At 65.2% G+C, this 14,369-nt stretch carries 11 protein-coding genes; 5 read left to right on the top strand and 6 right to left on the bottom strand.

The annotated features are described in order from the left end of the window. Nucleotides 1–6 precede the first annotated feature (6 nt). The 3 genes from KBW95_RS01410 to KBW95_RS01400 all read left to right on the top strand — a co-directional run bounded on the left by KBW95_RS01410 (nt 7) and on the right by KBW95_RS01400 (nt 4,728). A complete protein-coding gene (locus tag KBW95_RS01410) occupies nt 7–1,083 on the top strand; it encodes an aminopeptidase (RefSeq protein ID WP_211525948.1) in 1,077 nt (358 codons plus the stop codon). Between the two features lie 173 nt (nt 1,084–1,256). Continuing rightward, a complete protein-coding gene (locus tag KBW95_RS01405) occupies nt 1,257–2,939 on the top strand; it encodes a long-chain-fatty-acid--CoA ligase (protein WP_211525905.1) in 1,683 nt (560 codons plus the stop codon). A gap of 103 nt (nt 2,940–3,042) precedes the next feature. After that, nucleotides 3,043–4,728 carry a long-chain-fatty-acid--CoA ligase gene (locus KBW95_RS01400; protein ID WP_211525906.1) on the top strand — a complete coding sequence of 562 codons (1,686 nt, stop codon included), beginning with the start codon at nt 3,043–3,045 and terminating at the stop codon, nt 4,726–4,728. Nucleotides 4,729–4,797: 69 nt separating this feature from the next. Here the strand turns inward: KBW95_RS01400 and KBW95_RS01395 are convergent, their stop codons facing one another. After that, a complete protein-coding gene (locus KBW95_RS01395) occupies nt 4,798–6,369 on the bottom strand; it encodes an alkaline phosphatase (RefSeq protein WP_211527319.1) in 1,572 nt (523 codons plus the stop codon). Between the two features lie 2 nt (nt 6,370–6,371). Continuing rightward, nucleotides 6,372–6,809: an acyl-CoA thioesterase gene (locus tag KBW95_RS01390; RefSeq protein WP_211525908.1), complete on the bottom strand. Its 438-nt coding sequence runs from the start codon at nt 6,807–6,809 to the stop codon at nt 6,372–6,374. A gap of 62 nt (nt 6,810–6,871) precedes the next feature. Between KBW95_RS01390 and KBW95_RS01385 the strand changes: the two genes are divergently transcribed. Continuing rightward, the gene (locus tag KBW95_RS01385) at nt 6,872–8,722 is read left to right on the top strand and encodes an ABC transporter ATP-binding protein/permease (protein ID WP_211527318.1); all 1,851 of its coding nucleotides are present in this window, start codon (nt 6,872–6,874) and stop codon (nt 8,720–8,722) included. 152 nt (nt 8,723–8,874) lie between these two features. Here the strand turns inward: KBW95_RS01385 and KBW95_RS01380 are convergent, their stop codons facing one another. From KBW95_RS01380 to KBW95_RS01370, 3 genes are all read right to left on the bottom strand, one after another. Then, nucleotides 8,875–9,954 carry a type II asparaginase gene (locus KBW95_RS01380; protein WP_211525910.1) on the bottom strand — a complete coding sequence of 360 codons (1,080 nt, stop codon included), beginning with the start codon at nt 9,952–9,954 and terminating at the stop codon, nt 8,875–8,877. A gap of 62 nt (nt 9,955–10,016) precedes the next feature. Then, a complete protein-coding gene (locus KBW95_RS01375; protein ID WP_211525911.1) occupies nt 10,017–11,303 on the bottom strand; it encodes an amidohydrolase family protein in 1,287 nt (428 codons plus the stop codon). 79 nt (nt 11,304–11,382) lie between these two features. After that, a complete protein-coding gene (locus KBW95_RS01370) occupies nt 11,383–12,651 on the bottom strand; it encodes a dicarboxylate/amino acid:cation symporter (protein ID WP_211525912.1) in 1,269 nt (422 codons plus the stop codon). A 221-nt stretch (nt 12,652–12,872) separates the two neighbouring features. On the opposite strand from KBW95_RS01370, the gene KBW95_RS01365 reads away from it, so the two are divergent. Beyond that, entirely contained in the window at nt 12,873–13,598 is a 726-nt protein-coding gene (locus KBW95_RS01365; RefSeq protein WP_211525913.1) for an amino acid ABC transporter ATP-binding protein, read from the top strand. A 20-nt stretch (nt 13,599–13,618) separates the two neighbouring features. On the opposite strand, the gene KBW95_RS01360 is transcribed toward KBW95_RS01365, so the two are convergent. After that, the gene (locus KBW95_RS01360; RefSeq protein WP_373888736.1) at nt 13,619–14,344 is read right to left on the bottom strand and encodes a GntR family transcriptional regulator; all 726 of its coding nucleotides are present in this window, start codon (nt 14,342–14,344) and stop codon (nt 13,619–13,621) included. Between the last annotated feature and the right edge of the window lie 25 nt (nt 14,345–14,369).

Raw genomic sequence — 14,369 nt, 5'->3', positions numbered from 1 at the left:
CCCCTGATGGCCGCCGCTTGCGCGGCCCTGATGTTGTCAAGCTGCTCATCCCTCTCCTACTATTCCCAGGCCGCGCAAGGTCAGCTCGAACTGCTGACCGACTCGCGTCCCATCGACGACTGGATCGCCGATCCCGGCACCAGCGTGAAGCTGCGCCACCGCCTCGAGACGGCGCGCCAGATCCGCCGCTACGCGGTCCAGGAAATGAAGCTGCCCGACAATGGCAGCTACAGCAACTACACCCACCTGAAGCGTCCCTATGTGCTGTGGAACGTGGTCGCCACGCCCGAGCTCTCGCTCAAGCCCGTGCAATGGTGCTTCCCGGTGGCCGGCTGCGTGAACTACCGCGGCTACTACAGCAAGGCCGAAGCCCAGGCCTTCGCCAGGGACTTGCGCGCCAAGGGCCACGACGTCGAAGTGGGCGGGGTGGCCGCGTATTCCACGCTCGGATGGTTCAGCGACCCCTTGATCTCGACCTTCATCAACTACCCGGACGCCCAGCTGGCGCGCATGCTCTTCCATGAGCTGGCGCACCAGGTCACCTATGTGGCGGGCGACTCGCAGTTCAACGAATCCTTCGCCAGCGCGGTGGAGGAGGCGGGCGTGGAAGGCTGGCTGGAACGCTTCGGCAATCCCATGATGCGCGAAGCCTACGACCGCTATGCGGCGCGCAAGAAGGACTTCCTGGCGCTGCTGCTCAAGTATCGCGGCGAACTGGACCGTACTTACAAGAGCATGGTCCCGGATAGCGAGAAGCGGGTGGCCAAGGCGCGCCTGTTCCTGGCCCTGAAGGACGACTACCAGGTGCTCAAGGCGAGCTGGGGCGGCTATGCGGGCTACGACAAGTTCTTCGAGGAGCCGCTGTCGAACGCCCACCTGGCCTCGATCGCCACCTACAACGATTTCGTGCCCGCTTTCCGGGCTTTGCTGCAGCGCGAGAGGAGCTGGCGCGGCTTCTACAAGGCTGTCAACCAGCTGGCCAAGCTGGAGAAGACGGACCGCCACCGGGTGCTGAAGACCCTGGGCGCGAGCGTCACCCCGGCGCCGCTCGTGGTGCAGCGCAGCATGGTCGGCGCGCGTTAGAGAGATAGAGGACCCGTTCCAATCGCGCCGAAAGCGCTTGCGCATCAAAGCACTGCCCGATAGCATCATCATCGGCGATAACAAAGGCATAAGGTATGCGCGCGTACGCGCGCCTGCCTCACCAGCCAGGGCGCTCGACCACAACGATAACTATTTCGAGGCAGAGGCATCCGATGGAAAAAATTTGGCTCAAGTCGTATCCCCCGGGCGTCCCTACGGAGATTGATCCAGATCAATACCGTTCACTGGTGCATTTGTTGGAAGAATCGTTCAGCGCCTATGCTGACCGCAACGCGTATGTGTGCATGGACAAGTTCATGACCTACCGCGAGCTGGACGCCTACTCGAAGAAACTGGCGGCCTGGCTGCAAAGCCGGGGCATGGCCCCGGGCGCGCGGGTGGCGATCATGATGCCGAACGTATTGCAGTACCCGATCGCCATCGCGGCGATCCTGCGCGCCGGCTACACCGTGGTCAATGTGAACCCGCTGTACACGGCGCGCGAGCTCGAGCACCAGCTCAAGGATTCGGGCAGCGAAGCGATCATCGTGCTGGAGAACTTCGCCCACACGGTGCAGCAGGTGCTGGGCAAGACCCCGTTGCGCCACGTGGTGGTGGCGAGCATGGGCGAGATGCTGGGCGGCGTGAAGGGCGTGCTGGTCAACTTCGTGGTGCGCAGCGTCAAGAAGATGGTGCCGGATTTCGCGCTGCCGAACATGGTGCGCTTCAAGGAAGCGCTGGCGCAGGGCAGCCGCATGCCGTTCAAGGCGCCCGAGCTGAAGTCGGACGACGTGGCCTTCCTGCAGTACACGGGCGGGACCACGGGCGTGTCGAAGGGCGCCACGCTCACGCACCGCAACGTGATCGCCAACCTGCTGCAGACCGAAGCCTGGGCCGCGCCTGGACTGCAGGGGCTGGCGCCGGACGAGCAGCCGGTGACCATCTGCGCGCTGCCGCTGTACCACATCTTCGCGCTGACGGCCTGCGCGATGTGGGGCATGCGCAGCGGCGCGCTGGTGGTGCTGATCCCGAACCCGCGCGACATCCCCGGTTTCGTGAAGGAGCTGGCCAAGTACCGCTTCCACATGTTCCCGGCGGTGAACACGCTGTACAACGCGCTGGTGAACAACGCGGACTTCGCCAACCTCGATTTTTCGTCGCTGAAGTTCTCGGTCGGCGGCGGGATGGCGGTGCAGCAGGTCGTCAACGACAAGTGGCGCAGCATTACCGGCACCGGCATCACCGAAGCCTACGGGCTGTCGGAGACCGCGCCGCTGGCGACCGCGAACCGCGGCGACGTGACGGAATTCACCGGCACCATCGGCCTGCCGGTGTCGTCGACCGAGGTCGCGATCCTGGACGACGAAGGCCGCGAGCTGGCCCACGGCCAGGTCGGCGAGATCGCGATTCGCGGTCCGCAGGTGATGGCGGGCTACTGGAACAGGCCGGACGAGACGGCCAAGGTCATGACGCCGGACGGTTTCTTCAAGACCGGCGACGTGGGTATGATGGATGACAACGGGTACGTGAAGATCGTCGACCGCAAGAAGGACATGATCCTGGTGTCGGGCTTCAACGTCTACCCGAACGAACTGGAAGGCGTGATCGCGGCCCATCCGGGCGTGCTTGAATGCGCCGTGATCGGCGTGCCCGACGCGCATTCGGGCGAGGCGGTGAAGGTGTTCGTGGTGCGCAAGGACCCGAACCTCACCGTGGAGCAGCTGATGGACTACTGCAAGCAGCAGCTCACCGGCTACAAGAAGCCGAAGTACATCGAATTCCGCGACGAGCTGCCCAAGACGAACGTCGGCAAGATCCTGAGGCGTGCGCTGAGGGACGAGAAGCAGGCAGCGTAAATCGCATCGCGAATAGCACGGCGGTGGCATTCGGCTGGCGCTGGTCGCCCGGCAGGGACGGCTCACGCGTTTTATGAGAACCAATATGGAAGGTAAGGCACAGATGGATAAGTTTTGGCTTGGGTCGTACGAGAAAGGCGTGGTGCCGGAGATCGATCCGACCCAGTATCGCTCCCTGACGCATTTGCTGGAGGAGGCGTTCCGCAAGTACGCCGACCGCAAGGCCTACGCCTGCATGGGCAAGTCCATCACCTATGCCGAGCTGGACGCGATGTCGCAGCGCATGGCGGCCTGGCTGCAGAACCGCGGCCTGAAGCCGGGCGCGCGCGTGGCACTGATGATGCCCAACATCCTGCAATACCCGGTGGCGCTGGCCGCCGTGCTGCGCGCCGGCTATGTGGTCGTCAACGTCAATCCGCTGTACACCCCGCGCGAACTGCAGCACCAGCTGACCGACTCGGGCGCCGAAGCCATCGTCGTGCTGGAGAACTTCGCGCACACGCTGGAGCAGGTGGTCGACAAGACCCAGGTCAAGCACGTCGTGATCGCCACCATGGGCGACCTGCTGGGCCTGAAGGGCCTGCTGGTCAACCTGGTGGTGCGCAAGGTCAAGAAGATGGTGCCGGGCTTCTCGGTCCCGGGCGCGGTGGCCTTCAACAAGGTGCTGGCCGAAGGCGCGCGCCTGGCCATGAAGCCGGTCACCATCGGCCATGACGACATCGCCTTCCTGCAGTACACCGGCGGCACCACCGGCGTGTCGAAAGGCGCCGTGCTCCTGCACCGCAACGTGATCGCCAACGTGCTGCAGAACGAAGCCTGGTTCGCCCCGACCCTGGCGCGCCTGAAGCCGGGCGAGCAGGCGCAGTATGCCTGCGCGCTGCCGCTGTACCACATCTATGCGCTGACCGTGTGCGCGCTGATGGGCATGCGCACCGGCGGCATGAACCTCCTGATCCCGAACCCGCGCGACATCCCGGGCTTCGTCAAGGAACTGGGCAAGTACCGCATCAACGTATTCCCGGCCGTGAACACCCTGTACAACGGCCTGCTCAACAACGCGGAATTCGCCAGGCTGGACCATTCCAGCCTGATGGTCTGCCCGGGCGGCGGCATGGCGGTGCAAAAGCCGGTGGCCGACAAGTGGCTGCAGGTGACCGGCGCGCCTATCGTGGAAGGCTACGGCCTGTCGGAGACCTCGCCGGTGGTGGCGGCGAACCGCTGCGACATCACCGAGTTCACCGGCACCATCGGCCTGCCGCTGCCCTCGACCGAACTGCGCATCGTGGACGAGCAGGACAACGAAGCGCCCTACGGCACCGCCGGCGAGATCGCCGTGCGCGGTCCGCAGGTGATGGCGGGCTACTGGAACCGTCCGGACGAAACGGCCAAGGTCATGACCAGGGACGGCTTCTTCAAGACCGGCGACGTCGGCATCATGGAAGCGACCGGCTACACCCGCATCGTCGACCGCAAGAAGGACATGATCCTGGTGTCGGGCTTCAACGTGTATCCGAACGAAGTCGAAGGCGTGGTGGCCGGCATGCCGGGCGTACTGGAAGTGGCTTGCGTGGGCGTACCGGACCAGCACTCGGGCGAGGCGGTCAAGCTCTACATCGTGCGCAAGGACCCGGCGCTGAGCGCTGAAGATGTCATCGATTTCTGCAAGGAGCAGCTGACCGGTTACAAGCGTCCGAAGTTCGTCGAGTTCCGCGAGACGCTGCCGAAGACGAACGTGGGCAAGATCCTGCGGCGTGAGCTGAGGGATGAGAAGGTGCAGCAGCCGGCTTAAGGGCTAACACTGTTCGGACAGAACTTGGGTCCCCGCGAAGGCGGGGACCCAAGTTCCGATGCGCAGCCGCTAACCTACTCTCTCCACCCCAACCCTCCCATCCGCCACGCGGAACGACGCCAGCACCCCCGCCCCCGACCTGGCATCGAACACATTATCCAGCCCCATGAAGTGCGTCGCCAATCCCTTGGCTGTGACCTCCATCAGCATATAACCCCGCTTGTCGCTCCGCCCATACTTCATGTGCGGATTATTCGACACATGCGCCAGCGTCCTCGCCTGAGCCCGTGAACTCGAGGTCACCGAAGTCCCGCAAAACTCCGTCGCCACCAATGGATTGGCCTTCGACACCGCCCGCGCAAAATCCGGCCGCAGCTCGCAGGCATAAAAGGTGTGCACATCGCCCCCCAGCACCACCGGATTGCTCGCCCCGGACTTGAGCACGGACTCCAGCAGCCTGCGCCGCGCCAGCGGATACCCATCCCATCCATCCGTCCACACCCGGTTGGTCCCCGTCCCGATGACCGGGAAGCTGCTCGACTGCGCCATGAGGGTCTGCTGCGCCAGGATGTTCCACTGCGCGCGCGACGAAGCCAGCCCGGCGCCCAGCCAGGCTTCCTGCTCCCGTCCCAGCATCGAGCGCCTTGGATCCTGCAGCGCCGCGCACTCGTGCGCGAACATGGCGTTCGAGCCGCCGCGTCCCTTGCGTGGGCAGGCCTGCACCGAGCGGTACTGGCGGTCGTCGAGCACATGGATGCGCGCCAGGCGCCCCCAGTCGTAGCGCTGGTGCAGGCTTACCCGGGCGAAGCTGCCGGGCCGCGGAAGACGCAGCGGCATGTGCTCGTAAAAGGCCTGGTAGGCCGCCGCCCGCCGCCCGGCGAAATCCTCCCTCAGCAGCTCGTCGCGTCCGTTGGCGTAATCATTGGCCACCTCGTGGTCGTCCCAGGTCACGATCCAGGGAGCGGCGCGGTGCGCGGCCTGCAGGTCCGGATCGCTCTTGTACTGCGCATAGCGGCGCCGGTAATCGTCGAGCGTGAAGGATTCGTTGTTGCGGGTGACGCGCTGCGGATGCTGGAGGTGATACGGACCCCATTCGTAGATGTAGTCGCCCAGGAAGGCCACCAGGTCCGGCGCGCTGGCCGCGATGTGGCGGTGCGCCGCATAACTGCCGAATTCCCAGTGCTGGCAGGAAGCCACGGCCAGCTTCAGCATCGACGGCATGGCGCCCGGCGCCGGCGCGGTGCGCGTGCGACCGACCGGGCTGACGGCGTCTCCCAGCATGAAGCGGTACCAGTACCAGCGTTCCGGCATCAGGCCCATCACGTCCACATGGACGCTATGCGCGAGCTCCGGCACGGCGGTGGCGCTGCCCTTGGCGGCGATGCGGCGGAAAGCCTGGTCCTCCGCCACTTCCCAGCGCACGGCCAGGGCGACCGGCGGCGTTCCGGACGGGTCGAGCGGATTGGCGAGGATGCGGGTCCACAGGATCACCGAATCGGGCAGGGGGGAACCCGAGGCGACGCCGAGGCTGAAGGGATAGACCGTGCCGGCGGAGCTGGCCGGCGCGGCGAGCGAGGAAGCGGTGAGCGCGGCCGACCAGCGTGCACCCTGTAACAGGAACAGCCGGCGCGCCCCCTGCATTCTTAACGATGCGCGATCAGCGAATCGAGCGGCGGCAGCTGGCGCGGCTTGCGGTCCGGGCCGGTGGCGACGTAGGTCAGGGTCGCTTCGGTGACCTTCACGACTTCGGCCTGCAGGCGGTTGCGCTCTGCGTAGACCTCGACGCACACGGTAACGGACGTGTTGCCCACCTTGGTGATATCGGCGTAGAACGAGAGCAGGTCGCCCACGAACACCGGATTCTTGAACACGAAGGAATTGACGGCGATGGTCGCCACGCGGCCGTTGGCGCGGCGGGTGGCCGGCAGCGAGCCGGCGATGTCGACCTGGGCCATGATCCAGCCGCCGAACACGTCGCCGTACACGTTGGCGTCGCTCGGTGCCGGCATGACGCGCAACTCCGGCATCTTTCCTGCCGGCAGTCGGGTAGTGGTGGGGAGGGTGTTTTCTGGGGTCGTCATCTTGAAATCTCGGTAAAAGCTACAATCGTCCCGAATTGAACCATAAATCACGAAGCCCTGCCATGCGACGCTCATCCGCGAGTTCCCTCCCACCGCCGCCCACTGCCGGCGGCGCGCCCCGCAACGACTGGGCCACCCTGCGCACGCTCTTCCCCTATCTGTGGGTCTACAAATGGCGGGTCCTGGCCGCGCTCGGCGCCCTGATCGGCGCCAAGATGGCCAACGTCGGCGTGCCGCTGGTGCTCAAGCAGCTGATCGACCAGCTGGCCATCGACCCTGCCCATCCGCAGGCACTGCTGGTGCTGCCGCTCGGCGCCCTGATCGCCTACGGCCTGCTGCGCCTGTCGACCACGGTATTTACGGAGCTGCGCGAATTCCTGTTCGCGCGCGTGACCCAGCGCGCGGTACGGACCATCGCGCTGAAGGTCTTCCGGCACCTGCACGCGCTGTCGCTGCGCTTCCACCTGAACCGCCAGACCGGCGGCATGACGCGCGACATCGAGCGCGGCACGCGCGGCGTGAATTCGCTGATCTCGTATTCGCTGTTCAACGTGCTGCCGACCCTGGTCGAGATCACCCTGGTGCTCGGCTACCTGGTGATCAACTACGACATCTGGTTCAGCGTGATCACGGCCGTGGCGCTGGCGACCTATATCGCCTTCACCGTGATCGTCACCGAATGGCGCACCCACTTCCGGCGCACGATGAACGACCTGGACTCGAAGGCCAACACCAAGGCCATCGATTCGCTGCTCAACTACGAGACGGTGAAGTACTTCGGCAACGAAGACTACGAAGCCAGGCGCTACGACCAGGGGCTGCAGAACTACGAGAACGCGGCGGTGCGCTCGCAGACCTCGCTGTCGGTGCTCAATACCGGCCAGTCGCTGATCATCGCCACCGCCGTCACCCTGATCCTGTGGCGCGCCACCGAGGGCGTGATCGCGGGCACCATGACCCTGGGCGACCTGGTGCTGGTGAACTCCTTCATGATCCAGCTGTACATTCCGCTCAACTTCCTGGGCGTGATCTACCGCGAGATCAAGCAAAGCCTTGCGGACATGGAGCGCCTGTTCTCGCTGCTCGACCAGAACCGCGAGGTGGCCGATGGGCCGACCGCGCAGCCGCTGGTGACCAGGGGCGCGCGGGTCGAGTTCTCGCATGTGGAGTTCAGCTACGAAACCAAGCGCCAGATCCTGTTCGACGTCGACTTCACTATTCCCGCCGGGACCACGACGGCGGTGGTGGGGCACAGCGGCTCGGGCAAGTCGACCTTGTCGCGGCTGCTGTTCCGCTTCTACGACGTCAACGGCGGATCGATCCGCATCGACGGGCAGGATCTGCGTGAAGTCACCCAGCAGTCGTTGCGCGCGGCAATTGGCATCGTGCCGCAGGATACGGTGCTGTTCAACGACACCATCGAATACAACATCGCCTATGGCCGGCCGGGGGCGTCGCATGAGGACATCGTGGCGGCGGCGAGGGCGGCGTCGATCCATGATTTCATCGAGAGTTTGCCGGACGGGTACAAGACCATGGTGGGCGAGCGCGGGCTGAAACTGTCGGGCGGGGAGAAGCAGCGCGTGGCGATTGCGAGGACCTTGCTCAAGGATCCGGCGATCCTGATTTTCGACGAGGCCACGTCGGCGCTGGATTCCAAGTCGGAGCAGGCGATCCAGGCGCAGTTGAAGGAGATCGCGAAGGACCGGACGACGCTGGTGATTGCACACAGGTTGTCGACCATCGCGGATGCGCAGCAGATCATCGTGCTGGATCACGGGAAGATCGTGGAGCGGGGGACGCACGGCTCGCTGCTGGCGGCGCGTGGTTTGTATGCGCAGATGTGGGAAAGGCAGCTGGCCAGGCCGGATGAGGAGCTGGCTTCGCCGCCGCTCGAATTACAGCAGGAGTAAATTCTTCCCGCTAGCTTTAAGACCGTCATCCCGGCGAAGGCCGGGATCCAAGTTTGCATGCACGCCGATACCGCATGCGTTCTCACTGTACTGCGGAATTGGGTCCCGGCCTTCGCCGGGACGACGGATCTGGCTAAGAGGGTATTGAAGACTTAGTAGGTATAGAACATCCGCTGAATCTCCTTGGTATTGCTGGTCTTGGTCAACGCCAGCATCAGCAGAATACGCGCCTTCTGCGGGCTGAGCGTATCCGCCACCACGAAGTCCAGCTGATCGTCATTCGCCTCGCCATTACGCGCCACGATGCCCTGGCCCACACGGCTCGAACGCACGATCACCACGCCTTTTTCACGCGCAGCGACCAGCGCAGGCTTGGTCCTGGCCGGCAAGCTGCCATTGCCCACGCCCGCATGCACCAGCCCCTTGGCGCCCGCTGCCACCAGCGCATTGACCGCCACCGCGCCCACGTTCGCATAGGCATACGCCACATCCACCTGCGGCAGCGCATCCAGCCTGGAGATATCGAACTCGGTCTCCACCGTATGCTTGCGCGTCACCTCGCGGTAAAAATAAGGCTTGCCGCCCTGGATGTAGCCGATCATGCCCAGCTCCGCCGCGCGGAAGGTATCGGCGGTCGTGGTATTCGCCTTGGTCACGTCGCGCGCCGCGTGGATCTGGTCGTTCATTGCCACCAGCACGCCCTTGCCGACGGCCGCCGGGCTGCCGGCCAGGTTGACCGCGTTGTACAGGTTGATCGGACCATCCGCCGACAGCGCGGTCGACGGACGCATCGAGCCCACCAGCACCACCGGCTTCCTGCTCTTGACGACCAGGTTCAGGAAGTAGGCCGTCTCTTCCAGCGTATCGGTGCCATGCGTGATCACGATCCCGTCCACATTCGGCTGGCCCAGCAGCACGTTGACGCGCTTGGCCAGCTGCAGCCAGTGCTCGTTGCCCATGTTTTCGCTGGCGATCTGGAACACCTGCTCGCCGGTGACGTTGGCGACCTTCGTCATCTCGGGCACGGCCTGGATCAGCGCCTGGACGCCGACCGTGGCGGCGGTGTAGCCCACCGTGGTGGTGCTGGTGGCGCCGGTGCCGGCGATGGTGCCGCCGGTGGCGAGGATGGTGACGTTCGGCAGCTTGGCAGTCTGCGCCTGCGCCGCGGTAACGAGCAGGAACAGAAAGCCGAACAGCGCGCTCGTGGCGCGGACGGATTTGTGGAACAGCATGGACTTCTCCTAAACAAAAAAGCCGTCCCCGCGGTAACGGGAACGGCGTTGCGGCAAACGTCTTACAGCTTCTTGAAGACGACGCCTTCCTTCATGACAAACTTGACTTGCTCGAGCTGCTTCACGTCGCGCAGCGGATCGCCTTCGACCGCGATGATGTCGGCGGCGAAGCCCGGCTCGATGGCGCCCAGGCGCTTGCCCTGGTCGAGCAGCGCGGCGGCGTGCATGGTGGCGGCGCGGATCGCGTCGATCGGGCTCATGCCCGCCTCGACCATGTAGCCGAACTCCCTGGCGTTCTCGCCGTGTGGGAACACGCCGGCGTCGGTGCCGAAGGCGATCTTCACGCCGGCTTTATGGGCGCGGGCGAAGGTGTTCTGCAGCTGCGGCCCGATGGCGGCGGCCTTCGGGCGCACCAGCGCGGAATAGTAGTTCGGATCCTTGGCCTTGTCGGCGACGTAGCGGCCCGCCGAAATGGTCGGCACATACCAGCCGCCGGTCTTCTTGAACAGGCCGATGACCTCGTCGTCCATCAGGGTGCCGTGCTCGATCGAGTCGACGCCGGCGCGCAGCGCGCGCTTCATGCCTTCGGCGCCGTGCGCGTGGGCCGCGACGCGGAAGCCGTAGTCCTTGGCGGTGCTGACGATGGCGCGCAGCTCGTCTTCGGTGTACTGCGAGTTCTGGCCATTGGCGGCCTGGCTCAGCACCCCACCGGTGGCGGTGATCTTGATCAGGTCCGCGCCTTCCTTGTAGCGCGCACGCACGGCCTGGCGGGCTTCTTCCGGGCTGTCGACCACACCCTGTTCCGGACCGGGCGTGCCGATCTTCTCGCTCAGGAAATGCGACAGGTTGTTGGTCGGGTCGGCGTGGCCGCCGGTGGTGGCGATCGACTTCCCGGCGGTGAACATGCGCGGGCCGGGGATCTCGCCGGCGTTGATGGCGCGCTTGAGCGAGACGTTCAGGCCGTCGGCCGCGCCCAGGTCGCGTACCGTGGTGAAGCCGGCCATCAAGGTGCGCTGGGCGAACTTCACCGAGCGAAAGGCCATGTCGGAAGGATCGGCGGTGAGGCGATCGCGGTAGGCGTCGACCACCGGCGTGGTTTCGCTGGTCAGGTGCACGTGCATGTCGATCAGGCCCGGCAGGCAGGCGTGGCGCGACAGGTCGATGGCGCCGGCGTCCTGGCTCATCGGGCCGACCGACTTGACGCTGCCGTTCTCGACCACGATGCCGACCTTCTCGCGCCAGGTCCCGCTCTTCACGTCGAGCAGGCGGCCGCAGTTGACCGTCTGGGTGGCGGCGCTGGCGCCGGTTGCAGCAAGCAGCAGGCCCGCCGCCATGTACAGCTGTTTCATGTCTCGCTCCTCTTGTCGTTATAAAAAAGGCCTCCCATCGCTGGAAGGCCTTCGGTCTTGCAATCGATACGGTGCGCGCTCAGCGCAGCGGCGCCACGGCCGGGTCCTTGCTCGGCTCGCCCAGGTCGCCCTCCCACTTCGCGACCACGGCGGTGGCGATGCCGTTGCCGATCACGTTGGTGGCCGAGCGCGCCATGTCCAGGAAGTGGTCGATGCCCAGCAGGAGCAGCAGGCCGGCTTCCGGGATGTTGAACTGGGACAGGGTAGCGGCAATCACCACCAGCGAGGCGCGCGGCACGCCGGCCATGCCCTTCGAGGTCAGCATCAGCACCAGCATCATGGTCAGCTGGGTCGACAGCGACAGCTCGATGCCGTAGGCCTGGGCGATGAACACGGCTGCGAAGGTGCAGTACATCATCGAGCCGTCCAGGTTGAACGAGTAGCCGATCGGCAGCACGAAGGCGGCCAGGCGGTTCTTGACGCCGAAGCGCTCCAGGCCTTCCAGGGTTTTCGGGAAGGCCGCTTCCGACGACGCGGTCGAGAAGGCCAGCAGGGTAGGGCCGCGCAGCTCGGCGATCAGGCGCAGCACGCGCGGGCCGAGGAAGGCCATGCCGATACCGATCAGCACCACCCACAGCAGCACGATGCCCAGGTAGAACTCGGCCATGAAGATGCCGTAGGTCGACAGCACGCCCAGGCCGCTCTTGGCGATGATGCCCGCCACCGCCGCGAACACGGCGATCGGCGCGAAGTTCATCACGTAGCCGGTCACTTTCAGCATGATGTGGGCGACGCCGTCGACCGCATCGATCAGCGGGGTGGCGCGCGCGCCGACAGCCGCCGCAGCGGTGCCGAAGAACAGCGAGAACACGACGATCTGCAGGATCTCGTTCTTGGCCATGCCGTCGGCGATGGAGGACGGCACCAGGTGGGTAATGAACTCCTTCAGGGTCAGGCTGGTGGTGGCGATGCCCGACGAGGTGCCGACCGCCGGCAGCGCGCCCGACACGGCCATGGCGTCGCCCGGACGGAACAGGTTCACCAGGACCAGGCCCAGCGACAGCGAGATGATGGAAGCGATGATGAACCAGCCCAGCGCCTTGACGCCGATGCGGCCCACTTCCTTGGCGTCGCCCATCTTGGCGATGCCGACCACCAGGGTGGAGAACACCAGTGGCGCGATGATCATCTTGATCAGGCGGAGGAACAAGGTCGTGATCAGCGACATCGTGTCGGAGAAGGACTTCGCCTGCTCCGGCGTCACGCTGGCGTTGACGCCATAGCCTGCGATGATCCCGAGCACGAGGGCGACCAGGATGTAGGTGGTCAGGCGGTTTCGATTATTCATAACTGCTTCCTGTCTTATAGACCTGTGCACAACCGGCGGCAACGGGTGGCGCTGTCGCAGGCGGGTGAATCGGGCAAAATACCTGGCTTTCCGAGGAGCGAAACGGCCAGTTCGTCTGATGGTTATGGCAAGTTTGGCAGTATCCTAGGCGCTGATAATGCTGTCAAGCATGCTTACTGCACGTGCAACAAGCACGCAACGGAAGAGAAAATGGAGTACAAATGATCGACATCGAGAACGTCAGCAAGTGGTATGGCGAGTTCCAGGTGCTGCGCGACTGCACGACGCAGGTGGCGCGCGGCGACGTGGTCGTCGTATGCGGCCCGTCCGGCTCGGGCAAGTCGACCCTGATCAAGACCGTCAACGGCCTGGAGCCCTTCCAGCAGGGCAGCGTGCGGGTGGACGGCATCCCGGTGGGCGACCCGAAGACCGACCTGCGCCGGCTGCGCGCCCACATCGGCATGGTGTTCCAGAATTTCGAGCTGTTCCCGCACCTGTCGGTACGCGAGAATCTGACACTTGCCCAGATCAAGGTGCTCGGCCGCAGCAAGGCGGAGGCTACCGAGCGCGGCCTGGCCTATCTCGACCGGGTGGGCCTGCTGGCGCACCAGGACAAGTATCCGAACCAGCTATCGGGCGGCCAGCAGCAGCGGGTGGCGATCGCCCGGGCCCTGGCCATGGACCCGAAAGCGATGCTCTTCGACGAGCCGACTTCCGCGCTGGACCCGGAAATGGTGGGCGAGGTGCTCGACGTCATGGTGGGGCTGGCGCAGGAGGGCATGACGATGATGGTCGTGACCCACGAGATGGGCTTCGCGCGCAAGGTGGCCGACCGCATCGTCTTCATGGACCAGGGGCGGATCGTCGAGGACAGCCCCAAGGAAGCCTTCTTCGCTGCGCCGCGCTCGGACCGGGCGCGCGACTTCCTGGACCGGATCATTCACTGAGCGGGCGCCCAGGCGCCAGCTCAGCCGTGGCCCTGGCTGTCGTCGCCCGCGAAATACTCGTGCTGGTCGGTCAGGACGTAGGAGTGGCGCAGTTCCACCACTTCGTCGCGGAAGCTGAGCGCGCGGCGGATGACGTGCAGCAGCGGCGTGCCTTCGGCGACGCCGAGCAGCTGCGCCATCTGCGCATTGGCGCCGCAGGCGCGCAGGCGCTCCTCGGTGCGCAGCACGCCGACGCCGAAGCTGTCCTGGTATAACTGGTAGAGCGTGGTGCGGCGCTCGCGGACCTGGGCTTCGCTCATGCCGGCAAAGAAGTGCTCCGGCAACAAGATGTCGTCGATGATCACGGCCCGCCCGCCCAGGCTGAGCCGGTTCACGATGCGGATCAGCTTTGCCCCTTTCTTGACGCCGAGCCGGGCGGCGCTGTCGGCGTCGGCCTTGTCTTTCGTCAGGCTGATGAATTCCACCTTTGGATATTCCTTGCGGCCATCCTGGGCGAAGACGTGGAAGAAGCCGAACATGTAGCGGTCCTGGCTGTGCGAGGCGACAAAGGTGCCGCGTCCCTGGTGCCGGATCAGGATATTCTCGGCGGTCAGCTCGTCGACGGCCTTGCGCAGCGTGCCGACGCTGACGCCGAAGCGCTCGCACAGGCGCTTTTCGGCCGGGATGATCTCCCCCGGCTTCCATTCGCCGCCGCGCAGCGACTCCAGGAGCTTGTGCTTGACCTCGCGATACAGCGGGAGGCCCAAGGCGACATCCGATCGAAAAATTTGT

Source organism: Massilia sp. ZL223, assembly GCF_018119395.1.
In the GTDB taxonomy this organism is placed as follows: Bacteria; Pseudomonadota; Gammaproteobacteria; order Burkholderiales; family Burkholderiaceae_D; genus Telluria.
Note: the sequence above shows the minus strand (reverse complement) of the source record. Positions and strands in the feature narration are given on the sequence as shown.

Coding starts and splice junctions, on each gene's coding strand:
- KBW95_RS01410 (WP_211525948.1), top strand. CDS start 7: ATGGCCGCCGCTTGCGCGGCCCTGATGTTGTCAAGCTGCTCATCCCTC.
- KBW95_RS01405 (WP_211525905.1), top strand. CDS start 1,257: ATGGAAAAAATTTGGCTCAAGTCGTATCCCCCGGGCGTCCCTACGGAG.
- KBW95_RS01400 (WP_211525906.1), top strand. CDS start 3,043: ATGGATAAGTTTTGGCTTGGGTCGTACGAGAAAGGCGTGGTGCCGGAG.
- KBW95_RS01395 (WP_211527319.1), bottom strand. CDS start 6,369: ATGCAGGGGGCGCGCCGGCTGTTCCTGTTACAGGGTGCACGCTGGTCG.
- KBW95_RS01390 (WP_211525908.1), bottom strand. CDS start 6,809: ATGACGACCCCAGAAAACACCCTCCCCACCACTACCCGACTGCCGGCA.
- KBW95_RS01385 (WP_211527318.1), top strand. CDS start 6,872: ATGCGACGCTCATCCGCGAGTTCCCTCCCACCGCCGCCCACTGCCGGC.
- KBW95_RS01380 (WP_211525910.1), bottom strand. CDS start 9,954: ATGCTGTTCCACAAATCCGTCCGCGCCACGAGCGCGCTGTTCGGCTTT.
- KBW95_RS01375 (WP_211525911.1), bottom strand. CDS start 11,303: ATGAAACAGCTGTACATGGCGGCGGGCCTGCTGCTTGCTGCAACCGGC.
- KBW95_RS01370 (WP_211525912.1), bottom strand. CDS start 12,651: ATGAATAATCGAAACCGCCTGACCACCTACATCCTGGTCGCCCTCGTG.
- KBW95_RS01365 (WP_211525913.1), top strand. CDS start 12,873: ATGATCGACATCGAGAACGTCAGCAAGTGGTATGGCGAGTTCCAGGTG.